The 24,426-nt window shown below is 40.1% G+C and carries 24 protein-coding genes; 6 read left to right on the top strand and 18 right to left on the bottom strand.

All coding sequences use genetic code 11. The features are described from left to right. Positions 1-44 precede the first annotated feature (44 nt). The 12 genes from lpdA to dhaK form a co-directional block, all read right to left on the bottom strand. Positions 45-1,748 (bottom strand): dihydrolipoyl dehydrogenase, encoded by a 1,704-nt coding sequence (gene lpdA, locus OCF95_RS00385; RefSeq protein WP_001162878.1) that lies wholly within the window; start codon positions 1,746-1,748, stop codon positions 45-47. A gap of 45 nt (positions 1,749-1,793) precedes the next feature. After that, positions 1,794-2,837 carry a dihydrolipoamide acetyltransferase gene (locus OCF95_RS00380; RefSeq protein ID WP_000752716.1) on the bottom strand — a complete coding sequence of 348 codons (1,044 nt, stop codon included), beginning with the start codon at positions 2,835-2,837 and terminating at the stop codon, positions 1,794-1,796. A gap of 322 nt (positions 2,838-3,159) precedes the next feature. Next, positions 3,160-4,152, bottom strand: coding sequence for an alpha-ketoacid dehydrogenase subunit beta (locus OCF95_RS00375; protein WP_000448715.1), 993 nt, complete (start codon positions 4,150-4,152; stop codon positions 3,160-3,162). 15 nt (positions 4,153-4,167) lie between these two features. After that, entirely contained in the window at positions 4,168-5,136 is a 969-nt protein-coding gene (locus OCF95_RS00370) for a thiamine pyrophosphate-dependent dehydrogenase E1 component subunit alpha (protein ID WP_084946544.1), read from the bottom strand. Between the two features lie 153 nt (positions 5,137-5,289). Beyond that, a complete protein-coding gene (gene pdrM / locus OCF95_RS00365; RefSeq protein ID WP_261104579.1) occupies positions 5,290-6,651 on the bottom strand; it encodes a sodium-coupled multidrug efflux MATE transporter PdrM in 1,362 nt (453 codons plus the stop codon). 41 nt (positions 6,652-6,692) lie between these two features. After that, a complete protein-coding gene (locus OCF95_RS00360) occupies positions 6,693-7,961 on the bottom strand; it encodes a dihydroorotase (RefSeq protein WP_033686947.1) in 1,269 nt (422 codons plus the stop codon). 12 nt (positions 7,962-7,973) lie between these two features. After that, positions 7,974-8,438 carry an NUDIX hydrolase gene (locus OCF95_RS00355; RefSeq protein WP_001135768.1) on the bottom strand — a complete coding sequence of 155 codons (465 nt, stop codon included), beginning with the start codon at positions 8,436-8,438 and terminating at the stop codon, positions 7,974-7,976. 9 nt (positions 8,439-8,447) lie between these two features. Then, a complete protein-coding gene (locus OCF95_RS00350) occupies positions 8,448-9,101 on the bottom strand; it encodes a uracil-DNA glycosylase (RefSeq protein ID WP_261104578.1) in 654 nt (217 codons plus the stop codon). Between the two features lie 61 nt (positions 9,102-9,162). Beyond that, on the bottom strand, positions 9,163-9,855 hold the full coding sequence (gene pynA, locus OCF95_RS00345; protein WP_261104577.1) for a pyrimidine 5'-nucleotidase PynA: 693 nt from the start codon (positions 9,853-9,855) through the stop codon (positions 9,163-9,165). Positions 9,856-10,453: 598 nt separating this feature from the next. Then, positions 10,454-10,828, bottom strand: a complete 375-nt coding sequence (dhaM, locus tag OCF95_RS00340) for a dihydroxyacetone kinase phosphoryl donor subunit DhaM (protein ID WP_049543605.1) — start codon at positions 10,826-10,828, stop codon at positions 10,454-10,456. Then, entirely contained in the window at positions 10,828-11,403 is a 576-nt protein-coding gene (gene dhaL, locus OCF95_RS00335) for a dihydroxyacetone kinase subunit DhaL (protein WP_261056242.1), read from the bottom strand. The genes dhaM and dhaL overlap by 1 nt, the downstream gene beginning before the upstream one ends. 21 nt (positions 11,404-11,424) lie before the next feature. After that, entirely contained in the window at positions 11,425-12,414 is a 990-nt protein-coding gene (gene dhaK, locus OCF95_RS00330) for a dihydroxyacetone kinase subunit DhaK (protein WP_261104575.1), read from the bottom strand. Between the two features lie 153 nt (positions 12,415-12,567). On the opposite strand from dhaK, the gene dhaS reads away from it, so the two are divergent. Both dhaS and dhaQ read left to right on the top strand, forming a co-directional pair. Further along, positions 12,568-13,098 carry a dihydroxyacetone kinase transcriptional activator DhaS gene (gene dhaS, locus OCF95_RS00325; protein WP_070527476.1) on the top strand — a complete coding sequence of 177 codons (531 nt, stop codon included), beginning with the start codon at positions 12,568-12,570 and terminating at the stop codon, positions 13,096-13,098. Continuing rightward, on the top strand, positions 13,095-14,084 hold the full coding sequence (gene dhaQ, locus OCF95_RS00320; RefSeq protein ID WP_261104574.1) for a DhaKLM operon coactivator DhaQ: 990 nt from the start codon (positions 13,095-13,097) through the stop codon (positions 14,082-14,084). The genes dhaS and dhaQ overlap by 4 nt, the downstream gene beginning before the upstream one ends. A gap of 97 nt (positions 14,085-14,181) precedes the next feature. Here dhaQ and OCF95_RS00315 read toward each other — a convergent pair whose 3' ends face one another. The 4 genes from OCF95_RS00315 to OCF95_RS00300 all read right to left on the bottom strand — a co-directional run bounded on the left by OCF95_RS00315 (position 14,182) and on the right by OCF95_RS00300 (position 17,408). Beyond that, on the bottom strand, positions 14,182-14,721 hold the full coding sequence (locus OCF95_RS00315) for a ClbS/DfsB family four-helix bundle protein (protein WP_261104573.1): 540 nt from the start codon (positions 14,719-14,721) through the stop codon (positions 14,182-14,184). A gap of 56 nt (positions 14,722-14,777) precedes the next feature. Continuing rightward, positions 14,778-15,272: a YkgJ family cysteine cluster protein gene (locus OCF95_RS00310; RefSeq protein WP_020903329.1), complete on the bottom strand. Its 495-nt coding sequence runs from the start codon at positions 15,270-15,272 to the stop codon at positions 14,778-14,780. 133 nt (positions 15,273-15,405) lie between these two features. Then, complete coding sequence (ptsP, locus tag OCF95_RS00305; protein WP_004241506.1) at positions 15,406-17,139, bottom strand: phosphoenolpyruvate--protein phosphotransferase; 1,734 nt, start codon at positions 17,137-17,139, stop codon at positions 15,406-15,408. A gap of 5 nt (positions 17,140-17,144) precedes the next feature. Beyond that, positions 17,145-17,408 carry a phosphocarrier protein HPr gene (locus OCF95_RS00300; protein ID WP_000146947.1) on the bottom strand — a complete coding sequence of 88 codons (264 nt, stop codon included), beginning with the start codon at positions 17,406-17,408 and terminating at the stop codon, positions 17,145-17,147. Between the two features lie 350 nt (positions 17,409-17,758). On the opposite strand from OCF95_RS00300, the gene nrdH reads away from it, so the two are divergent. The 4 genes from nrdH to OCF95_RS00280 all read left to right on the top strand — a co-directional run bounded on the left by nrdH (position 17,759) and on the right by OCF95_RS00280 (position 22,279). Continuing rightward, the gene (nrdH, locus tag OCF95_RS00295) at positions 17,759-17,977 is read left to right on the top strand and encodes a glutaredoxin-like protein NrdH (RefSeq protein ID WP_000259240.1); all 219 of its coding nucleotides are present in this window, start codon (positions 17,759-17,761) and stop codon (positions 17,975-17,977) included. A gap of 80 nt (positions 17,978-18,057) precedes the next feature. Then, positions 18,058-20,217, top strand: coding sequence for a class 1b ribonucleoside-diphosphate reductase subunit alpha (gene nrdE, locus OCF95_RS00290; protein WP_084862333.1), 2,160 nt, complete (start codon positions 18,058-18,060; stop codon positions 20,215-20,217). A 189-nt stretch (positions 20,218-20,406) separates the two neighbouring features. Beyond that, on the top strand, positions 20,407-21,369 hold the full coding sequence (gene nrdF, locus OCF95_RS00285) for a class 1b ribonucleoside-diphosphate reductase subunit beta (RefSeq protein WP_000451386.1): 963 nt from the start codon (positions 20,407-20,409) through the stop codon (positions 21,367-21,369). Between the two features lie 142 nt (positions 21,370-21,511). Continuing rightward, positions 21,512-22,279, top strand: a complete 768-nt coding sequence (locus OCF95_RS00280; protein WP_261104572.1) for a DeoR/GlpR family DNA-binding transcription regulator — start codon at positions 21,512-21,514, stop codon at positions 22,277-22,279. 104 nt (positions 22,280-22,383) lie between these two features. Here the strand turns inward: OCF95_RS00280 and OCF95_RS00275 are convergent, their stop codons facing one another. Together OCF95_RS00275 and lacG are read right to left on the bottom strand one after the other, a co-directional pair. Next, positions 22,384-22,641 carry a DUF3884 family protein gene (locus tag OCF95_RS00275; RefSeq protein ID WP_261104571.1) on the bottom strand — a complete coding sequence of 86 codons (258 nt, stop codon included), beginning with the start codon at positions 22,639-22,641 and terminating at the stop codon, positions 22,384-22,386. A gap of 42 nt (positions 22,642-22,683) precedes the next feature. Further along, complete coding sequence (gene lacG / locus OCF95_RS00270; RefSeq protein WP_261104570.1) at positions 22,684-24,090, bottom strand: 6-phospho-beta-galactosidase; 1,407 nt, start codon at positions 24,088-24,090, stop codon at positions 22,684-22,686. Between the last annotated feature and the right edge of the window lie 336 nt (positions 24,091-24,426).

Raw genomic sequence — 24,426 nt, 5'->3', positions numbered from 1 at the left:
GATAGAGACTGGAAAACACCTTTCCAGTCTAATCTATCTTTCTTTTATTTTTTCTTAGGTGAATGGATGGCCATTCCTAAAACATCCGCAAATGCTTCGTACATCACTTCAGAGTAGGTTGGGTGTCCGTGGATAGTCTTCAGCATTTCTTCAACAGTAATTTCCATTTCGATAATGCTCGATGCTTCATTGATCAATTCTGCAGCTGCAGGACCGATGATATGAACACCAAGGATTTCTCCGTATTTCTTATCCGCAATAACTTTAACGAAACCTTGAGCTGCATCCGATGCAATAGCACGACCGTTAGCAGCAAAGTTGAACTTACCGATGGCTACATCGTATTTCTCACGGGCTTGTTCTTCTGTCAAACCTACTGCTGCTACTTCAGGAAGAGTGTAGATAGCTGCAGGAGTCAAATTCAATTTGGCAACAGCATGATTTCCTTTAAGGGCATTTTCAGCGGCAACTTCACCCATACGGAAAGCTGCGTGAGCCAACATCTTAGTACCATTAATATCACCTGGTGCGTAGATACCTGGAACAGAAGTTTCCATGTATTCGTTGACCTTGATACGACCACGATCCAATTCAAACTCAACCTCTCCAATACCTTCAAGGTCTGGCACACGACCGATTGAAAGAAGAGCTTTATTTGCAATGATATCGTCTTTTCCTTCAACTTTAATACGAAGTTGACCATTTTCTTCGATGATTTCTTGCAGTTTAGTACCAGTCAAGATGGTCATTCCTTTACGTTCAAGGATCAAGCGAAGGTTCTTAGAAACTTCTGAATCCATAGCTGGCACGATACGATCCATCATTTCGATAACAGTCACTTTTGAACCAAATGTCATGAAGGCCTGACCGAGCTCGATACCGACAACACCACCACCGATGATAACAAGACTTTCTGGTACTTCGTTCATTTCAAGGATGTCGTCGCTGGTCATGACAAGTGGAGATTCCATACCAGGGATGTTGATCTTGCTGACTTTTGAACCACCAGCAAGGATGATTTTCTTGGTTTCAAGTAATTCAGAGCCATTTACCAAGACGTTCTTGTCTTTAGTAATGGTACCAATTCCTTTATGAACAGTAACTCCGTAGCTACGAAGAAGACCAGCAACTCCACCAACCAAAGTATTGACTACCTTAGACTTGGTTTCAAGGAGTTTGTCCATATCAACAGTGAAGTTAGGATTTTCAATCACAATACCACGATTTGCAGCATGACCGATATTTTCAATAATTTCAGCGTTATGTAGGTAGGTTTTAGTTGGGATACATCCACGGTTCAAGCAGGTTCCACCGAGTTCAGATTTCTCAACAAGGGCAACCTTCCCACCGAGTTGGGCAGCTTTAATGGCTGCAACATAACCAGCAGGACCTCCACCAATCACAACGATATCAAAAGCATCATCGCTCTTACCATCATCGTTTGAAGCACTTGCTGTAGGTACAGGGCTAGCTTCTGGCGCTGCTGCTCCAGCTGTTGGGATATTTTCCCCTTCTTCGCCAAGGTAACCGATAACTTCCGTTACAGGGACTGTTTCACCGTCCCCTTTGAGGATAGCAATCAAGTACCCATCTTCTTCGGCTTCCAATTCCATGCTGACTTTATCAGTCATGATTTCCAAAAGGATTTCTCCTTCTTTTACAAATTCTCCGACTTTTTTATTCCATTGGACGATTTGTCCTTCTGTCATATCCACGCCGGCTTTTGGCATAATTACTTCTAAGGCCATGTCTTCCTTCCTTTATCTATATCTTAAAAATGAATACTCTTGTACTTAAATCAACATTGAGATTGGATTTTCAATCAATTCTTTCAAGTCTTTCATAAACTTAGCACCAGCCATACCATCTACGACACGGTGGTCAATTGTTAAACCAAGGCTCATGATTGGGCGAATCACAATTTCACCATTGACTACAACTGGCTTCTCGATTGTCGAACTCACACCAAGGATAGCTGAGTTTGGTTGGTTAATGATAGGACCAAAGGACTGAACACCAAACATTCCCAAATTACTGATTGTGAAGGTTGAATTTTGCAGTTCACTTGGAGCCAATTTACCATCCAAGGTACGACCGATGACATCCTTGAAGGCTACAACCAGTTCTGAAAGACTCATCTTCTCAGCATTGTAAACAACAGGTGTCATCAATCCATTATCCATCCCAACTGCCATGGCAAGATTGACATAGTTGTGAGTGATAATGGTCTTGCCATCTTCTGTCAATGAAGCGTTGATGTATGGGTGTTTCATAAGAGTCTTAACAACTGCAAGTGAAAGAAGGTCTGTTACAGTAGTCTTCTTCCCAGTTGCTTCCATGATTGGCTCAAGAACCTTCTTACGAAGAGCCAACATTTCAGTCATATCAACTTCATAGTTGAGGGTGAAGGTTGGCGCAGTTAAGTAAGATTCAACCATACGTTGGGCAATAACCTTACGCATTGGTGTCATTGGAATACGCTCGATTTCACCGTATGGTGTTACGTTATCAGGAACTTCTTCCACTTTTTCAATCTGAGCAGGAGACTTGATGGTATCGTTTTCGATATTTTCAGGAAGCAAGGCCAAAACATCCTTCTTCATGATTTTACCACGATGACCGGTTCCTTGGATTTCCTGCCAAGCAATATTATGTTCGAGGGCAATTCGTTTTGCAAGTGGCGAAATGCGAACCACGTTTGTGTCTTTATAAGTTTCCACGTCTTCTTTGTGGACACGACCGTTTGCACCTGAGCCAGAAACGTCGTAGAGGTTGATCCCTAAATCATCCGCTAACTTTCTAGCTGCAGGAGTCGCTCTTAGCTTGTCATCAGCCATGACCTCTCCAATTCTATACTAAGATATTAAGGACGAAGAGGGCAATGAAAAAATAGGAGATTGACGATGTGTTCGATGAACACAAGGAAATCTATCTTTTTTTCGAAGACCTCCGTCCGAATTCAATTAAATGATACTAAGGGCGTTAAAAGCGACTGAAAAATAGGAAATCGACGATGGATTCGATGAAGCCAAGGAGATTTATCTTTTTTCCGAGCTTTTAGCCCGTGTTCAACTCTACAAGCAACTTGGATACAACACGTATCTCAAGTTACTAAAGTTAAAAACAACCGTTATTTTACATAACTTATCTTATGTAATTCTATTCTTTATTATATGTTTTACGAATAGCATCTTTGATGCTTTCAACGGTTGGAATCATTGCATTTTCTAGGTTTTGTGCATAAGGCATTGGCACATCTTCTCCTGCGCAACGACGGATTGGTGCATCTAGATAGTCAAATGCTTCCGATTCTGAAATAATAGCTGAAATCTCTCCGATATAGCCGCTTGTTTTATGGGCATCGTTAACCAGAACAACTTTACCAGTCTTCTTAACTGAGTTAATGATAATCTCCTTATCAAGCGGAACAAGGGTGCGTGGGTCAACAATCTCAACAGAAATTCCTTCTTCTGCTAATTCTTCAGCTGCTTGAACCACACGGCGAAGCATTTTTCCATAAGTAACAACTGTTACATCCGTACCTTCACGTTTGATTTCCCCAACTCCAAGTGGAATCGTATAGTCTGGATCAACTGGTACTTCCCCTTTTTGGTTAAATTCTGACTTGTACTCAAGGATAATAACAGGGTTGTTATCACGGATAGAAGACTTAAGCAGTCCTTTCATGTCCGCAGGCGTACCTGGTGCTACAACCTTAAGTCCTGGGATATGAGTGAACCAAGACTCTAGAGATTGTGAATGCTGGGCTGCAGAACCAACTCCGTTACCAGCTGCACAACGAACAGTCATTGGAACCTGACCTTTACCACCAAACATGTAACGTGTTTTAGCAGCTTGGTTGACGATATTGTCCATGGCAATAACCGAGAAGTCCATGAAGGTCATATCAACGATTGGACGAAGTCCTGTCATGGCTGCTCCGGCTGCTGCTCCAGAGATGGCAGCTTCAGAAATAGGACAGTCACGAACACGTTCTGGACCAAATTCTTCAAGCATTCCAACAGAAGTTCCGAAGTCTCCTCCGAAGACACCGACGTCTTCTCCCATCAAGAACACATTTTCATCGCGACGCATTTCCTCAGACATAGCAAGGATAATGGTGTCACGGAAGGACATTGTTTTTGTTTCCATTTTATCTCTTTCTCCTTAGTCTGCGTAAATATCTTCAAAGGCTGATTCAAGCGGTGGGAATGGACTTTCTTCTGCAAATTTAACAGAAGCTTCTACTGCTTCCTTGACTTGCGTTTGGATTTCTTCCAATTCTTCGGCACTTGCAATAGTGTTTTCAATGAGGTGCTTGCGAAGGTTTTCGATTGGGTCTTTTTGTTTCCACAATTCCACTTCTTCGCGGGTACGATATTTACCAGGGTCAGATGATGAATGACCAAGCCAGCGATAAGTTACACTTTCAATCAAGACTGGACCATTGCCACCACGAACATGATCTACAGCTTTCTTAAATCCTTCATAGACATCTATGACATTGTTACCGTCTTCGATGAACATTCCAGGAATTCCATAAGCAGCGCTACGTTGATGGATATGCTTCACATTAGTCATTTTCTTGATATCCGCAGAGATACCGTAACCGTTGTTAATGCAATAGAAAATGACTGGCAGGTTCCAGATAGAAGCCATATTTACTGCTTCGTGGAAAACACCTTCGTTGGTCGCACCATCTCCAAAGAAGCAGACAACGATTTTTCCAGTATGTTGCATTTGCTGACTGAGGGCTGCACCAACAGCGATTCCCATACCACCACCTACGATACCATTGGCACCAAGGTTACCAGCATCAAGGTCAGCGATATGCATAGAACCACCTTTACCTTTACAGGTTCCAGTATATTTACCGAGGATTTCAGCCATCATTCCGTTGAGGTCAATTCCTTTGGCAATAGCTTGTCCGTGACCACGGTGGTTTGAGGTAATTAGATCATCTGGATTGAGAGCCAACATAGCACCCACGTTAGCCGCCTCTTCTCCAACAGAAAAGTGCGTCATTCCTGGCACTTTCCCTTTCTTTACTAATTGCGCAATTTTTAAGTCCATACGACGGATTTCTTCCATCTTACGGAACATCTCTAGCAAAAGATTTTTATCTAAAGTTGACATCTTCTTGCCTTTCTAAGTTTCTTCTTACCTTACTATTTTACCGTTTTTGGCAAATACTGTCAAAGTTTTTCTAAAAGAAATTTCACAAAATAAAAAAGAAAACCCCGTAAAAACAAGGAATTTTCTTATCAAGAATATTTTTTCACAAACTTTTTAGCGTTTGGATTTTGCTAAAGATTCAAATCTCTTCATAATCACAGTTAAACGCCAACGGTAGAGCGCTCCACTCACAATCAAACTAATAATCAAGCCAATCCAGTAAGAATAAGCTCCAAAATCTGTTAGGGAATCAAATACAATAGCCACTGGGATTGCTACGCCCCAATAACCAACCAAACCAAGGTAAAAAGGAATAACGGTATCCTTATACCCCCGTAAAATTCCCTGAAGCGGTGCCGCAAAGGTATCTGCTAACTGGAAAAAAAGACTATAAGTCAAAAAGCGCGCTGTCAAATCGATGAATTCTGGGTCGTTGCCATAAAGACTGGCCACATTTCCCCTAAAAATGTAAAGAAAGGATAAGGTGAAGGCCGCAAAAATGAGGGCTGTCCATCTTCCTAGACCAATATAGGTTTTCGCATCATCAAATCGCTTGGCTCCCACTTCATAGGAAACAACAATAGCCATAGCAGATGAGATGCTCATAGGAAAGGCGTACATGAGAGTTGAAAAATTCATAGCTGACTGGTGACTAGCGATAATCAAGGATGAGAACTTAGCCATAATCAAGCCAACCACAGAAAAGATAGCCACTTCCGCGAAGACAGTCCCCCCTATAGGCAGACCTAAGCGAACTCCTTCCTTGATTTTATCCATATTAAGCGGAATGCGTTTCTCAAAATGCAAGGCTTTGAGCTTCTCCTGTTTAAATAAGACCAGAACAGAAATCCCAAGCAAGACCCAGTAGGCCAAGGAAGTACCTAAACCAGCACCAGCACCTCCCAGTTCTGGAACACCAAAGGCACCGTAAATCAAGAGATAGTTAAATCCGCTATTGAGAGGGAGTAACAAAAGCATGAGGTACATGGACAGTTTGGTCAAGCCCAGCGAATCCAGCAAGGAACGAATGACACTAAAGAGCAACAAGGGGATAATCCCGATAGATAAAAACCAGAGATAGCGAACCGCTACTGCTGCCACCGGTGCTTCTAGTCCAATATGATTCAAGATTGGTGGTGCCAAGAAAAGCACCATCCCCAGCAAGACCACAGATAGACCCAAGGCCAAATAGATGAACTGGTAAAAATCGGATGCAACTTCTTCCTTTTTGCCTCGACCAAGATGGTGACCAATGATGGGCACCAAGGCCGATACAATCCCTGTTAGAAATGTAAAGAAAGGATTCCAGATACTGGTTGCCATAGACACACCAGCCAAGTCCATGGTATTGTATTGACCTGTCATAGTCGTATCAACAAAGGAAGCAGAATAATTGGCAAATTGATAAATCAGGATAGGAAAAAATATCTTTAAAAATAAGATAAACTTGTCTTTAAAATGATGGGTTTGGTACATATAGGCTCTCTATTCTTTTTGTTTACAGACCAGACTCCCACCTAGTTTTGATAGACGATTTGTCCCTTACAGATGGTGTATTTAACCTGCCCTTTTAAGGTTTCACCGATGAATGGTGAATTAGCTGCTTTGGAAGCAAAATGGGAGTCCACAAGGCGGTCAGCCTTAGCATCAAAAATAGTAATATCCGCTGGACCATTCTCAGCCAAGTAACCTGCTTCAAAGTTATAAAGCTTGGCTGGGTTATAGGTCATCTTTTCGAGTAATTCCATCAGGCTTAACTCACCAGCTTCTACCAAATAGGTCAAGCCGAGAGAAAGAGATGTTTCCAAACCTGTCATACCAGATGGCGCTTTGGTAATATCCTCAACATTTTTTTCATCTGCATGATGAGGCGCGTGGTCTGTCGCAATAACTGTAATGACACCTGACTTGAGACCTTCAATCACGGCAAGACGGTCTGATTCCAAGCGAAGCGGTGGATTCATCTTAGCATTGCTACCTTGTGTCAAAAGAAGTGCTTCTGTCTTAGAGAAATGCTGTGGCGCTACTTCTGCTGTGACTTGCGCACCCAAACCTTGAGCAAACTCAACTACTTTAACACTTTCTTCCTTAGACAAATGCTGGATATGGACATGAGCCTTGGTCGCATAGGCAATCATGACATCACGCGCCATCATAGCATACTCAGCTACCCCAGTCGCACCGCAGATATGGAAATGTTCTTTAGCGATATTTTCATTAAAGCCAAGAATCCCATTCAAACCTGGATCTTCCTCATGAAGACTAATAAAGGTATTAAGCTTTTTAGCTTCCTCCATGGCTTCCTTGACAACTTTACTACTTTCAAGCGGAATACCGTCATCAGAGAAACCAACCGCACCTGCTTCTAAAAGTGCCTTAAAGTCAGTCAAATCTTGGCCATTAAAGTTCTTAGTAATGGTCGCAACCGTCTTAACATTAATCTTCTCTTTGGCAGCTGAATGGAGAACTTCTTGCAAGGTCTCTACATCCGAGATGGTTGGACTAGTATTAGCCATCATGACAACCGTTGTAAAACCACCTGCAGCAGCTGCTAGGGCACCTGTATGAATATCTTCCTTGTGAGTTTGACCAGGTTCACGGAAATGAACATGAATATCGACCAAGCCAGGAGCAACTACAAGACCACTAGCATCTAAGATTTCTGCTCCTTCTTCCTTGACCTCGGGCGCAATTTTGATAATTTTCCCATCTTGAACTAAGACATCACACACTTGATCCAAACCAGACTTGGGATCCATTACACGACCATTTTTAATTAGTAGCATCTTCTTTCTCCTTTATTCATAGAAATCAACTTGGGTATCCAACAATTTATCCCCATCATAGACAAACTTGGCTGAAAAGAAGGGTTTATCCTCTAAAAGCCACTCAACAAAGGTATGATCCCCTTCCCAAGTCGGCTTACTCAAAACCTCGTCATAGGGAACCCATTCTAGCGTCCCCTCGTTGCAGTCAATCAAGTCCCCCTCGAACTCCGTCACCTTAAAAACATAGGTGTACCAGTCTAGATCTGGTGTGAATTCAGGAAAAGTGATAACACCTTTTAGAACTGGCTTGGCTTTAAGCCCTGTTTCTTCAAGGATTTCACGAGCTGCACATTCCTGAGGCGTCTCACCTCGCTCTAGCTTACCACCCACACCAATCCATTTCCCTTCATGGACATCATTGGGTTTCTTATTACGATGGAGCATGAGCAGTTCTTTCCCGTTATCAATGTAGCAAATTGTCGCTAACTGAGGCATATTTTCTCCTTATCTAAGCCAATCGATTGGCTCTTGTCCTGTCTCTTTTAAGAATGCATTGGCCTTGGAAAAAGGCTTGGAACCCCAAAATCCTCTATAAACCGACAAAGGACTGGGATGGGCTGATTCGATAATCAAATGATGAGGATTGGTAACTAAGGCCTTCTTCTTACGTGCATAGGCTCCCCAGAGTACAAAGACCACTGGCCTATCTAGATGATTGACCACCTGAATCACAGCATCCGTAAAAGACTCCCATATCTGACCAGCATGACCATTGGCCTGTCCAGCAGGAACAGTCAAACAAGCATTGAGAAGCAAGACTCCTTGCTCAGCCCAAGCCGTCAAATCATGGGATTTCTTGACTCCGATATCATCTGACAATTCTTTCAAGATATTTTGCAAGGATGGTGGAGCTGGGATAGATTCCGGTACAGAAAAACTCAAGCCCTGCGCTTGACCTGGCCCGTGATAGGGATCTTGCCCTAGAATCACCACCTTAACTTCTTCAAGCGGTGTTGTCAAGAGAGCCTGAAAAACCTTTTCCTTGGGTGGATAAATAGTCCCCTGAGCATAGACCTGATTCATAAACTGATTGATTTTCCCGAAATAACCCTCAGGTAATTGCTCCTTAATCAAAGCATGCCAAGACGAATGTTCCATAGCCGACTCCTTCGTTTTTACTGCCTCTATTATAGCAAAAAGTGGCTTTCTAAACCACTTTTTACAGTTTATCTAAATAATCCAGCAAGTCTTGATAAGAATGAACTTCGTAGGTTGGCTGGGCTTGTGTCTTATTTTCCAGATGATGGGGATTGTACCAAATAGTATCAATCCCAGCATTATTGCCACCTTGAATGTCGGCGGTTAGAGAGTCTCCAATCATCAGCGTCTTTTCTTTGCTAAAACCTGCAATCTGTTGACCAATTTTTTCATAAAAAAGAGCATCCGGCTTTTGTGTTTGCAGCTGTTCAGAGATAAAGACTTGATTGAAATAAGGTGCCAGACCAGATTGAGCCAAGCGCCCTGTCTGAATGGCAGTAATGCCATTTGTCGCAGCATATAGCTCATAATCACGCTCGATGAGGCTGTCCAAAAGTTCATGAGCACCCGAAATCGTTTGCCCCTGCTGAGCGAGGTAAAATTGGTAACGCTGGGCAAGTAAAGTACCGTCCTTCTCAAATCCAAAATGGGTAAATAAACGAGAAAAGCGCGTGTTAACCAGCTCTTGTTTACTAATTTTCTTTTGCTCCAAATCCTTCCAGAGAGCCTTGTTCATGGGAACGTAAAAGTCTTTGTAGGCCTGAATATCTGCAACCCCTTCTTCTTTTAGAAGTTGCGTCAAAGCCACATCCTCAGCAGCATCAAAATCAAGAAGAGTGTGGTCAAGGTCGAAAAGTAGAAATTTGTAGGACAATTTGAGAGTTTTCCTTTCTGAAAAGAATTATGAATATTATAGCATAAAGTAAGAAAGCCATACCAATTTATTCCATCTATTTGACATACAATTATCGCAACTAAAGGCTACAAGTATACTTATAAATCACTCTTCTAGACTTTTGATTGTCAAAATCTTTCAGAATAGAACAATTCTATCTATCGAATAACTCAACTTCATAAATATCTATGTAATTCTAGACCTAGAATTCCTATAAACTAAATGTTTTCGCACTATTCTAAGCCATTGATTGCCTTAAATTTTAATTTTTGAAGAATTCTAAAGTTAGAATAGTCCCATCACAATCAGTTTTGAATTATTATACTCAATGAAAATCAAAGAGCAAACTAGGAAACTAGCCGCAGGCTGTACTTGAGTACGGCAAGGCGACGTTGACGTGGTTTGAATTTGATTTTCGAAGAGTATTAACAATTTAGAAACGCTATGATTCCACTCCTTTTACATTAAAAAGGAACTGCCCAAAGCAATCCCTTTCTGATTTTGAAATCATTTACTTAAAATTTGATAGTTGAGATAATCAATAACTCACCTATAAAAGGAATGATAGGAAGATTCCTTATTTATTGATTTCAAGCTCCGACAACTGTGTTTGAATAACTGACAGTTCTGCACCAGCCTGAAGAAGAGCTGCTGCAGTATAGGCACCTTCTACAATTGGAACCCTATTGATCATAATACTTTTATCACTGAAATCAGCCACCATTTCTAAGTTCATTTTAGCAGAACCTAGGTCAAAAAAGGCAAGTAAAGTATCTGCTGGATTTTCGGAAACAACCCTATCTACTTGATCAAAACTTGTTCCAATTCCTCCATCCTCGGTTCCTCCTACATAAGTAATCGGAACATCTTTAGCTACTTCACTAATCAGTTCAACAACACCTTGTGCAATGTTTTTGGAATGTGAAACGATAACAAGACCAACACTTCCCATTAAACCACCCCAGTTTCTAAAAGAGCAGTAAAGAGTAATCCTGATGAGAATGATCCAGGATCAATATGTCCGAGAGATCGCTCTCCTACATAAGATGCTCTTCCTTTAGTTGCAAGTAAATCTTTGGTAGCATTCACTACCTGATCAATAACCTCTTGAGTCAACTGGCCATCAGACAAGGCAGCAATAACAGGAGTCCAAACATCAACCATTGTCTTTTCTCCAACTTCTGCTTTCCCACGTTTGACAATCATATCCAAACCACTTTGTAAGATTTCTTCTAATTTCGAATTTGAATCAGCCTTGGCCATGCCCATAAAAGCAGAGCCATACAGAGGACCAGAAGCACCGCCTACCTTACTCAGCAGTTGCATTGAGACAAGCTTAAACACATCACTGCTTGTTTCAAATTGCTTTCCTTCTAAGTTTTCCATAACTGCAGCCATGCCACGCGCCATATTTCCACCGTGGTCTCCATCTCCTATAGGTGTGTCTAGCTCACTAAGGTAATCTTTCTGTTTTTGAATCTTTTCATTAAAAAGCTTCATCCATTCAAGAGCTTGTTCAGCATTCATTTGACATTTCCTCCTTGAGTTTTACCAAGCTGGGGTAGTAACAGGTGCATTTAGAGCATCCAACCATTCATCATCTGCCAATCGAATCAATGTTAATGATAATCCAGCCATATCAATTGATGTCATATAGTTTCCAATTTTCTTAAATGCCAACTCAACACCTTTTTCATGGAGTAATTTTGCCACATCATTTGCAAATACGTATTGTTCCATAAGAGGAGTGCTTCCTAAACCATTAATGAGAAGGCCATAGCGTTCTCCAGCCTTAAGTTGGAAACCTTCAGATAATTTTTCAACCAATTCTGAGGCCAATTGTGCTGAAGGTTGCATTTTCTCTTTTTTATATCCTGGCTCACCGTGGATACCAACTCCATATTCAAATTCATCATCTTCTAGAACAAAACCTGGTTTCCCAACTTCTGGAACAGTAGCGCCAGATAGAGCTAAGCCAATTGTTTTAATTTCTAAGACAAGTTTGTCAGCCAAGTCCTTCATTTCAGATAATGATTTACCAGAACGAGCCGCAGCACCCAAAATTTTATGGACTAAAATAGTACCTGCAACACCTCGACGGCCTTGGGTATAGAGACTATTTTCAACAGCGATATCATCATCAACCACAACACTTGCTATATCAATACCTTCCATTTCAGCAAGTTCTTGTGCAATTTCAAAGTTCATAATGTCACCAGAATAGTTCTTGATGACCATGAAAACTCCAGCACCTTCATTAGCCACCTTAATGGCTTCTAAAATTTGGTCTGGAGTAGGTGAAGTGAAGACTGCTCCACAAATGGCAGCAGACAACATTCCTTCTCCTACAAATCCAGCATGACTTGGTTCATGTCCTGAACCTCCACCTGAAATGAGTCCAACTTTTCCTGTCTTTTCTGCCTTTCTAACGATGACATCAAAACCATCTAAGCGTTCTACCAAGTCATCATGCATGAATGACAATCCCTGCAACATTTCATCAACAACTTGTGTCGGTTCATTTATAATTTTTTTCATGAGAAACTCCTTTCGGCATGTATCTTTGTTTTCGCTTTCATTATATATTTTTTATTGGTAGATGATAAGGGACAGATTCTATTATTTGTCCCCTTTTAAACCCGTTTAAAACATTTTTTTGGTAAAATGAAGTAAGTAAAAGAAAGGCTTCCTATGGCATCATCACTTATTACAAAAAAACGGATTGCCAAGGCATTTAGAGATCTATTAGCTACTAGAGAATTTGACAAAATCTCCATTGTAGATATCATGGAATCAGCTGGCATTCGTAGACAGACCTTTTATAATCACTTTCTTGACAAATATGAACTGCTAGACTGGATATTTGAAAATGACTTAACCGAGTATATCACCAATAACTTGGACTTCATTTCTGGCCAAAAACTATTACAAGAATTATTTTTTTATTTCGAACAAGAGCGTGACTTTTATATTCAACTTTTTGATATTCAAGGGCAAAATAACTTCTATGACCAATTTATCAGCTACTGTCGCTTGCTTGTATCAAAAATTTTAAGAGAATACGGTCAGATTGATATCGATTCATCTGCTTATACTTGCTTTTTGTTAGACTATCATTCACATGCTCTAGCAGAGATCGTGAAGGCTTACGTCAATAAAAAAAGTCCAGTTCCACAACCAGACTTTCTAATCATGACAATTATTGGAAAGAGACCACAATGACATTTATTTCAAATCATAAACAGAAAATTATTTCAAGTTACATTTCGGCAACTGTCAGCAGTCATCCTGAATTAGAAAAACACCCTACCTTACCATTAGTCTATCAAAAAAATCGCAATCCTTATCAGGTTCCAATATTGTCGGGTGGAGGTTCCGGTCACGAACCTGCGCATATTGGATATGTGGGAGAAGGAATGCTTACCGCTGCTATCTATGGCCAATTATTTACTCCTCCTACAAGAACTGAAATCTTAGAGTCCATTCGTTTTTTAAACAATGGTCACGGTGTCTTCATCATTGTAAAAAATTTCGAAGCAGACATCAAAGAATTTAGCTGGGCCATTAATACTGCTAGACAAGAAGGAATTAAGGTCGGCTATAGTCTAGCACACGACGATATTTCTATTGAACCTCACAATAGATTTCAAATTAGAGGAAGAGGGCTTGCAGGGACTATTTTACTTCATAAAGTTCTAGGATATGCAGCTCAAAATGGTGCCGACATCGAGCAACTAACTGATTTAGGTCATCAACTTGCTCCCGAAATCGCAACAATTGGCTTTGCAACGAAATCGGCTAGTCTCCCTCAAGCCACCCTTCCACTATTTAACTTGGAAGAAGGAAATATTTCTTATGGTATTGGGATACATGGCGAAGAAGGCTATCGTATCGTTCCATTTCAATCTTCGGAAATCCTTGCAAATGAAATTATAAGCAAATTAAGATTGCACTATCATTGGAAAAAGGGTGATCAATTTATATTGCTTGTAAATAATCTAGGTACTACTACCAACCTAGAAATGGGCGTATTTATCAATGATCTCCTTCAACTCTTAGAAATTGAAGGAGTCACTATTACCTTTATAAAATCAGGAACATTTATGACCAGTCTAGATATGGCTGGTATATCCGTAACTCTTTGCCCCGTAAAAAATAAACAGTGGTTAGAAGCGCTCAATGCTCCAACGACAGCTTTTGCATGGTAATTTAATTGTATAACTCAAAAGGGCTACATCACTTGATGGCCCTTTGTTTTTATCTTACGTTTAAAAGAACTCATTCTTGCCATTTCAAATAGGCCATCTATCCCTTACAATTCTTCCGATGAGCTTTGAGTTTTTTCATAGCCCAATCATAATGACTGGAGGTGTTACTGACAAAGTAGGAACCTAGACTTGTTCCGCCGGTCCACTTATAGACACCTTTGGTAAAGAGGTCGTCATTGCTAAAAACTTCTATCAATTCTAAAACCTCCCTATGTGATTGTTCTAGGAGTCTAGTCGCTTCTTCTAAGGAGGTTTTCTGGTGCTTCTTCCAAAAAGCGATATTCATTTCTCCATAAGTTTTCCAATTATAAGATTCAGGGAGAAAAGGTCTTTCGTGACCTTTTTGATTGGAATGTACCCAAGTCAAAAGTAACTGCTGCCATTCATAAAGATGGATCAAGACATCCCGTAGATTTTTATCCCTTTTCCAGTGAGCTTCTTTTTTCTTTGGGTCTCTTGAAAAATCAAATGGAATCTGTAGCTCATCTTCACTTAGTTGGGAGATGAAACGATTGAGCTTTTCATAGTTTTCCTTAGAGGCCAGCATTAGCTCCTCTTTTGTTTTCGGTCTAGGCACAGAGTTCTCCCTTCATATTACTAGTTATTATTAGAAATTTTTTATCCTTTAAATCTCTATAACTTATCCTTTAATTTCTCAACAAAGAGATAGGCTGCTGGACAGGTCAAGGTATTCTTAATAGTCAAATGGTTGATTTGATGGATTTTTTTCCTGTCTGTATGGGGAAATTCACGACAGGCCTTTGGACGAACATCATAGATGGAACAGAGATTATCTCCTCCTAGAAAGGGACAAGGCATGGATTTAAAAACCTTATCGCCATCTTCATCTACCTGCAGAAACTCCGCTTCAAAAGCTGGTAATTTCATCTTAAAGTACTTGGCGATTCGTGTAATATCTGCTTCCTTGAAGTCGGGCCCCAATGTCTTGCAACAGTTGGCACAGGCCGTACAATCAATCTCCGTAAAGACTTCTTGGTGAATCTGCTGGGCTATCTTGTCTAGGTTTTTAGGAGGTTTTTTCTTTAAATTGGCTAAAACTTTACGGTGCTCCTTCTGCTTTTGTAAGGCCAGCTGGTGGTAGTACTCAATATCAATTTCTTTAGACATAGTTTCTCTCTTATTCTAATTACTTTCCCCTATTATACCATGCCTCTGAACCATTGAAAAGTGGACTTTACAAGACTATACTATTCCCGAATGTATCAAAAAACCTTGCAACTAGGTTACAAGGTTAATGAAATTAATCAAAGTTAACGTATTCTTTTTGAAGTTCAAGGACTTCTTCCATTGTTGAACACTCTGTAAGGGCACGGTTAGCGTACTCTTCCATCTTAGCAGTATCCAATTTCTTCATCAAGCTACGTGTACGAAGTACAGATGTTGCTGACATAGAGAACTCATCCAAGCCCATTCCGACAAGAAGTGGAACAGCTTTTTGGTCACCAGCCATCTCACCACACATACCAGCCCATTTACCTTCAGCGTGAGCCGCCTTGATAACGTTGTTGATCAAGCGAAGGATTGATGGGTTATATGGTTGGTAAAGATATGAAACTTGTTCATTCATACGGTCTGCTGCCATTGAGTATTGGATCAAGTCGTTTGTACCAATTGACATGAAGTCTACTTCTTTTGCAAATTGGTCTGCAAGCATTGCTGCTGCAGGGATTTCAATCATGATACCAACTTGGATGTCATCCGCAACTGCAACACCTTCAGCAAGAAGGTTTGCTTTTTCTTCTTCATAAACTGCCTTAGCTGCACGGAATTCTTTCAAAAGGGCAACCATTGGGAACATGATACGCAATTGACCATGAACAGAAGCACGAAGAAGGGCACGGATTTGTGTACGGAACATTGCATCTCCAGTTTCAGAAATAGAGATACGAAGGGCACGGAATCCAAGGAATGGGTTCATTTCATGTGGCATATCGAAGTAAGGAAGTTCCTTATCTCCACCGATATCCATTGTACGAACAACCACTGGTTTACCATTCATTCCCTCAAGAACAGCCTTGTATGCTTCATACTGCTCATCTTCTGTTGGGAAGTCTTGAGAATCCATATACAAGAACTCTGTACGGTAAAGTCCAACAGCTTCTGCACCGTTGTTGTTAACACCTTCAACGTCTTTTGGAGTACCGATGTTAGCAGCCAACTCGAAGTGTTTACCGTCAGCAGTCACTGTTTGAGCATCTTTCAAAAGTGCCCATTCAGCTTTTTGTTTAGCATAAGCTTCACCAGCTGCTTTAAATTCTGCCGCTTGTTCATCTGTTGGGTTGATAATCACTTCACCAGTAATTCCGTTAACGGCAAGGATATCGCCGTCTTTCACTACTTCAGTGATGTTATTTGTTCCCAATACAGCTGCAATTTCAAGTGTACGTGCCATGATAGCTGAGTGGCTTGTACGTCCACCGATATTTGTTACAAAAGCTTTTACAAAGTTTTTGTCCAATTGAGCTGTATCAGATGGTGTCAAGTCATGCGCAATCACAATTACTTCTTCATTGATAGAAGCTGGGTTTGGTAATTTTTTACCAAGAAGGTTTGCCAATACACGTTTTGTCACGTCGCGGATATCCGCTGCACGTTCTTGCATATATGGGTTGTCTTCCATGCCTTCAAAGATAGTGATGAACATGTCAGTCACTTCTTTAAGACCTGCTTCAGCATTGACTTTCTTAGCACGGATTGTTTCTTTAATCTGACCAATCAATTCTGGGTCAGCAAGAACCATCAAATGAGCGTCAAAAACTTGAGCTGCTTCTTCACCAAGCGTACCTACAGCTTTCTCACGGATAAGAGAAAGCTCGTTTTGAGAAGCTTCAAGAGCTACATCCAAACGAGCCTCTTCTGCGTTTGTATCTTCGACTGAAACAGTCTCGAATGACAAATCCGGTTGAACGAGTAGATATGCTTTTGCAACTGCAACACCATCAGATGCTGCGATTCCTTTAAGCATTTCTGTCATTTTCCTTATGCCAATCCTTCTTTTTCCATTGTTTCTGAGATTGCAGCGATAGCGTCATCTGCATCTGCACCTTCAGCTGAGATAGTTACATCAGCACCTTGGCCAACACCAAGACTCATAACACCCATGATTGATTTAAGGTTAACTGATTTACCTTTGTACTCAAGAGTGATATCTGAAGCAAATTTGCTTGCAGTTTGTACCAACAATGTTGCTGGACGTGCGTGAATACCTGTTTCTGCCACTACGTGGAAATCTTTAGAAGCCATAGTTTGACTCTCCTTTTGTTCTTTCTTTTTTGAGTTATATGTGATAACCCTTACAATTTGGTATTATACCATCTTCTAGGATTTTTTTCAAGCATTTTATGGGATTTATTCGATTTCCTTTCAGATAACTTGCTGAAAATCTTCTATTCTAGATAACAAAACACAGGATATAGTTTTCCAAAAAACTACTTCTAGGATAATCATCACTATTTTACAAAACAAACACTACATGTTGTGTTTTGCGACCTTGAGTAGAAAAATATACCACTATATTTAGTTTCAAATCATTGACAAAAATTTATTTTCTGATATACTAAGAAAGTAATCTATTTTGAAAGAGGAGTTACACAATGGTAACCGTTTATTCTAAAAACAACTGTGTCCAATGTAAAATGACCAAACGTTTCTTGGACAGTAATAATGTCGCTTATCGTGAAATCAATCTTGATGAGCAACCTGAGTACATCGATCAAGTTAAAGAGCTCGGTTTCAGCGCAGCTCCTGTTATCCAAACACCAACAGAAGTCTTTTCAGGTTTCCAACCAGGAAAACTGAAACAATTAGCATAATCTTAGTACATCATCCAGAAGAAATTGCTTCTAGGGCTAACTTAGAAGCCTTTCTTTTGTAATTAGATAAGGGAAATTTTATGGGATTAAAACATCTTGAAGACGTAACTTACTTCCGTCTCAATAACGAAATCAACCGTCCTGTCAATGGACAAATCATGCTTCATAAAGATAAGGAAGCCCTGGATGCTTTCTTTAAAGAAAATGTAGTTCCAAATACTATGGTTTTTGATTCAATCAAGGATAAAATCAACTACCTCATTGAACACAACTACATCGAAACAGCCTTTATCAAGAAATACCGTCCAGAATTTTTGGAAGAATTGGCTCAATTTATCAAAGACCAAAACTTCCAATTCAAGTCTTTCATGGCAGCTTATAAGTTTTACAATCAATACGCCTTAAAGACTAATGACGGTGAATATTATCTTGAAAGCATGGAAGACCGTGTCTTCTTTAACGCCCTTTATTTCGCTGATGGCAATGAAGCTGTTGCAATCGATATTGCCAATGAAATCATCCACCAACGCTACCAACCTGCTACTCCTTCCTTCTTGAATGCTGGACGTGCTCGCCGTGGGGAGTTAGTATCTTGCTTCCTAATCCAAGTAACGGATGATATGAACTCTATCGGACGTTCTATCAACTCAGCTCTTCAACTTTCACGTATTGGTGGTGGTGTGGGAATTACTCTCAGCAACCTTCGTGAAGCTGGTGCACCTATCAAAGGCTATGAAGGAGCTGCTTCTGGCGTCGTTCCTGTTATGAAGCTTTTCGAAGACAGCTTCTCTTACTCAAACCAATTGGGTCAACGTCAAGGTGCTGGTGTTGTCTACCTCAACGTCTTCCACCCAGATATTATCGCCTTCCTTTCAACTAAGAAGGAAAACGCCGATGAAAAAGTTCGTGTTAAGACACTTTCACTTGGTGTTGTAGTGCCCGATAAATTCTACGAATTAGCACGTAAAAATGAAGAAATGTACCTCTTCAGCCCTTATTCTGTAGAGCTTGAATACGGTGTACCATTCAACTACATCGACATCACTGAGAAATACGATGAACTAGTCGCAAATCCAAATATCCGCAAAACAAAAATCAAGGCGCGTGATTTGGAAACTGAAATCTCTAAATTGCAACAAGAATCTGGCTACCCTTATGTTGTCAACATTGATACGGCTAACCGTGCAAACCCAGTTGATGGTAAGATTATCATGAGTAACTTGTGTTCTGAGATTCTTCAAGTTCAAGAACCAAGCTTGATCAACGATGCTCAAGAATTCCTTCAAATGGGAACAGATGTTTCATGTAACCTTGGTTCAACCAACGTGGTCAACATGATGACTTCACCTGACTTTGGTCGTTCTATCCGTGCTATGGTTCGTGCCCTTACTTTCGTTACAGATAGTTCACACATCGTAGCTGTTCCTACCATCGACCACGGAAATAGCCAAGCTCATACCTTTGGTCTTGGTGCCATGGGACTTCACAGCTACCTTGCCCAACAATTGATTGAATATGGATCGCCTGAGTCTGTTGAGTTTACAAGCATCTACTTCATGCTCATGAACTACTGGACCTTGGTAGAATCAAACAATATCGCGCGTGAACGTGGTATTACCTTCCATAACTTTGAAAAATCAGACTATGCTAACGGAAGCTACTTTGACAAGTATATTACAGGCGAGTTTGTTCCAAAATCAGACCGTGTTAAAGAACTCTTCAAAGATGTCTTTATCCCAAGTGCTGCTGACTGGACTGAACTTCGCGACAAGGTTCAAGCAGATGGTCTTTACCACCAAAACCGCCTTGCTGTAGCACCAAATGGTTCTATCAGCTATATCAACGACGTTTCTGCTTCTATCCACCCGATTACGCAACGTATCGAAGAACGTCAAGAAAAGAAAATCGGTAAAATCTACTATCCTGCTGCTGGCTTGTCAACAGAAACCATTCCTTACTACACTTCTGCCTACGACATGGATATGCGTAAGGTGATTGATGTCTATGCTGCTGCAACTGAGCACGTGGACCAAGGACTTTCACTCACTCTCTTCATGCGTAGTGACATTCCAAAAGGTCTTTACGAATGGAAGAAGGAAAATAAGCAAACGACACGTGACTTGTCTATCCTTCGTAACTATGCCTTTAACAAGGGAATCAAGTCTATCTACTACGTCCGTACCTTTACAGATGATGGTGGAGAAGTCGGTGCCAACCAATGTGAAAGCTGTGTGATTTAATCTTTGCTTGAGGAAACTACATTTTCTCAGATAAGTGATTCATTCACCCTGCTAAACTAGAATAAGCATCTATACTATGAAATAACAAAAAGTCGGGCTTCCGACTTTTTGTGCGATACTCCTCTAGAATTATGATAAAATAGAAGTAATTGTGAGTTCGCAATACTAAACACAGAAAGAGATTTCAAAATGGAAACTTACTACAAAGCCATTAACTGGAATGCCATCGAAGATGTCATCGACAAATCAACTTGGGAAAAACTGACGGAGCAATTCTGGCTTGATACACGTATTCCCTTGTCAAATGACTTGGATGACTGGAGAAAACTATCAAATGTAGAAAAAGACTTGGTTGGAAAAGTCTTTGGTGGTTTAACCCTTCTCGATACTATGCAATCTGAAACTGGGGTTCAAGCCCTTCGCGCAGACATCCGTACACCACATGAGGAAGCTGTTTTCAATAACATCCAATTTATGGAATCTGTTCACGCTAAATCTTACTCATCAATCTTTTCTACCTTGAATACAAAGGCTGAGATTGAAGAAATTTTCGAATGGACCAATACCAATCCTTACCTACAAAAGAAGGCTGAGATTGTCAACGAAATCTACCTAAACGGTAGCCCACTTGAAAAGAAAGTTGCCAGCGTCTTCCTTGAAACTTTCCTCTTCTACTCTGGTTTCTTCACTCCCCTCTACTATCTCGGTAACAACAAGCTAGCCAACGTTGCGGAAATCATCAAATTAATTATTCGTGATGAATCTGTTCACGGAACCTACATTGGTTACAAATTCCAACTTGGTTTCAATGAATTACCTGAAGAAGAGCAAGAAAAACTCAAAGAATGGATGTACGATCTGCTCTACACTCTCTACGAGAATGAAGAAGGCTATACAGAAAGCCTCTATGACGGTGTTGGTTGGACTGAAGAAGTCAAGACCTTCCTTCGCTACAATGCTAACAAAGCACTCATGAACCTGGGACAAGATCCACTCTTCCCAGATTCAGCTGATGATGTCAACCCAATCGTTATGAACGGTATTTCAACAGGAACATCCAACCACGACTTCTTCTCTCAAGTCGGAAATGGTTACCTTCTTGGTGAAGTTGAAGCTATGCAAGACGATGACTACAACTACGGTTTGGACTAATTCAATTATCCCAGAACTGATAACAAATATCATGGCTTGTTTAAAACAACCATGATATTTTTGTTTTTGTTTTCTTTTGTTTTTTAAATTGATTGATTGAATACTTTATGATAAAATAGTAATAGAAATAGAGGTGATAACGATGTTAAAGCAGGAAAAACTAGATAATATTCTAGAAACGGTAAATACAAAGGGAACTATTACTGTAAAAGAAATCATGACTCGCTTGGATGTGTCAGATATGACTGCTAGACGCTACTTGCAAGAGTTGGCAGACAAGGATTTACTTGTTCGAGTTCACGGTGGAGCTGAGAAAATTCGCACAGGTTCTATTTTAAATAATGAGCGTTCCAATATTGAAAAACAAGGCTTACAAATCGCAGAAAAACAAGAAATCAGCCGTTTTGCAGGCCATTTAATTGATGAGGGTGAAACCATTTTTATTGGGCCAGGGACAACCTTGGAATCTTTTGCTCGTGAACTTCCAATTGATAATATTCGTGTTGTAACAAACAGTTTACCAGTCTTTCTCATTCTAAACGAACGAAAACTAACAGATTTGATTTTAATTGGTGGAAACTACCGCTCTATCACTGGAGCCTTTGTCGGAACACTAACCTTGCAAAACCTAGCCAATCTCCAATTTTCTAAAGCTTTCGTTAGCTGTAATGGTATTAAAGACAATGCGATTGCGACCTTTAGTGAAGAGGAAGGTGAATCTCAACGCATCGCCCTCAATAATTCCAATAAAAAATACTTACTAGCTGACCATAGTAAGTTCAATAAATTTGATTTCTATACCTTCTACAATATCTCTGATATTGATACCATCGTTTCAGATTCTAAACTGAGCAAAGAAACGTTTGAACAACTTTCAAAACAAACAAAAATTATTCTTTCTAAACCATAAAACTGAGGATTGATAAAAAATAAAATGCGTCATATCAAGAAAATAAGAATCTTGATATGACGCATTTTTGGATGAAGATTTTTACAAAGAGTTTCCTAGATTCTTTATGATTGTTGAAACGGCATAAAATCTGAATCAAAGGAGATATTATCCCGTTCTTCAGGACTGATAAAACTTAAAAAGATATTTTTAAATTCTTCTAGCTCATAGTCTGAATGGCAAATCCATTCTTTACCGGTAGAGATATACCATTTCCCAAGATTTTTCAGCTCCTCATTAGTCAAACAAGGTATTTGAGAACATTTTTCGAAATTTATAATATAAACTTTTTCATAAATAGATTGGATAAAATCTTTGAACATCTTTTTGCCTCACTAAAATTCTATATCTAATTAGTAATTCTACTACTCAATCACTTGAGTTTCTGCTACTTTCTTGTACCAGTGAGCTGATTTCTTAGGATAACGTTCTTGTGTTTCAAAGTCTACATAAAAGAGACCGTAGCGTTTTTCATAACCGTTTGACCATGAGAAGACATCCATTAATGACCAGATGAAGTATCCTTTGACGTTTGCACCATCAGCAATCGCATCAGATAAGACCTCTAAGTGTTGTTTGACATAATCAATACGGCCATCATCATAAACAGTGTTATCGACGAACTCATCTTTATAACCAAGTCCATTTTCAGTGATGTAAATCTTCTTGTAGTTAGGATAATCTTTCTTCACTCGCATGATTTGATCATACAAACCTTGAGGGTAGATAATCCAATCCCAATCCGTACGTGGTACATAGTCAGGAGCTACACGACGACCAACACCTTTAATTTGGTATTTAGAGCTTCCTTTTTCACCCTTACCATTATGGATGATTTCAGTTTCTCCATCAAATGCTTCCATCCAATCACTCATATAGTAGTTGATGCCTAGAAAGTCATTCAAGTCTTTTGCGACTTCTAATGCTTCGAAATCTTCTGCACGAAGATCCAAGCTACCACCATTGACTGATAAGATATGGTTAACACCTTCCATCGTTTCATCTGAATAGTATCCAAGATAAGTTGCATCCAAGATAAATTTATTGTGAATAATATCTTCCAACTCAGCTGCACGAACATCTGCTGGATTTTTAGGATCTAAAGGATACTTAGTAGGCAGAGCATGAACAACCCCAATTTCACCTTTATAGCCGTTCTCTTTGTACAATTTTACCGCACGTGCATGAGACACCATCATATTGTGGTGCGATTGGAAGACTTTGGCAAGGTCGTACTGAATACCTGGAGGGAATTTCCCAACCAAGTATTGACCATCACCGATTGGCCCAATTTCATTAAAGGTTGTCCAATAGTTTACTTCTGGGAATTCTTCAAAACAGAAAGCCGCGTAGTCTACAAAGTGTTCAATGTTTTCACGGTTTAAGAAGTCTCCATTTGAGTGGAGAGCTTCTGGCGTATCAAAGTGATGAAGAGTTACAAATGGCTCAACATGACGTTTGTGACACTCTGCAAATAGATTATGATAATACTCAACACCCTTTTGATTTACTTGACCGTAGCCTGTTGGGAAAATACGTGACCAAGCAATAGAAATTCGAATGCCATTGACACCATACTCTTCTGCCAACTTGAGGTCAACTGGGTATCGATTGTAAAAATCACTGGCTGGTTCTGCAGTGTACCAGTAGTTATCTTCAAGATATTTATCCCAAGCAACTGGTCCTTTTCCATCAGTATGCGTAGCACCTTCTGCTTGATAAGCAGCTGTTGCGCCACCGAAAATAAAGTCTTTTGGAAGTATTTTTGTCATTTTTTTCACCTATTTCTTGATTTAAATAAACTAAAAGTGAGAGGAGAGGAGTCAGTGAGCCATCCTTCTCCATCTCACTTCTTGTACCAAGTCACCGAATTGTGACATGAGGAGGTAAAAACGATATCTTTTTACCGACGAATTAATAAGGCGATTAGGAAATTCGCCATAGCGATTTCCGTAACGATAGGGGACTATTTCAGAGTCCCTAGCCTTAATCGAATTGTGACATGAGGAGGTAAAAACGATATCTTTTTACCAACGAATTAACAAGGCGATTAGGAAATTCGCCATAGCGATTTCCGCAACGATAGGAGACTATTTCAGAGTCCCTAG

This window comes from Streptococcus mitis, from assembly GCF_946188615.1.
GTDB lineage: Bacteria > Bacillota > Bacilli > Lactobacillales > Streptococcaceae > Streptococcus > Streptococcus mitis_BZ.
Note: the sequence above shows the minus strand (reverse complement) of the source record. Positions and strands in the feature narration are given on the sequence as shown.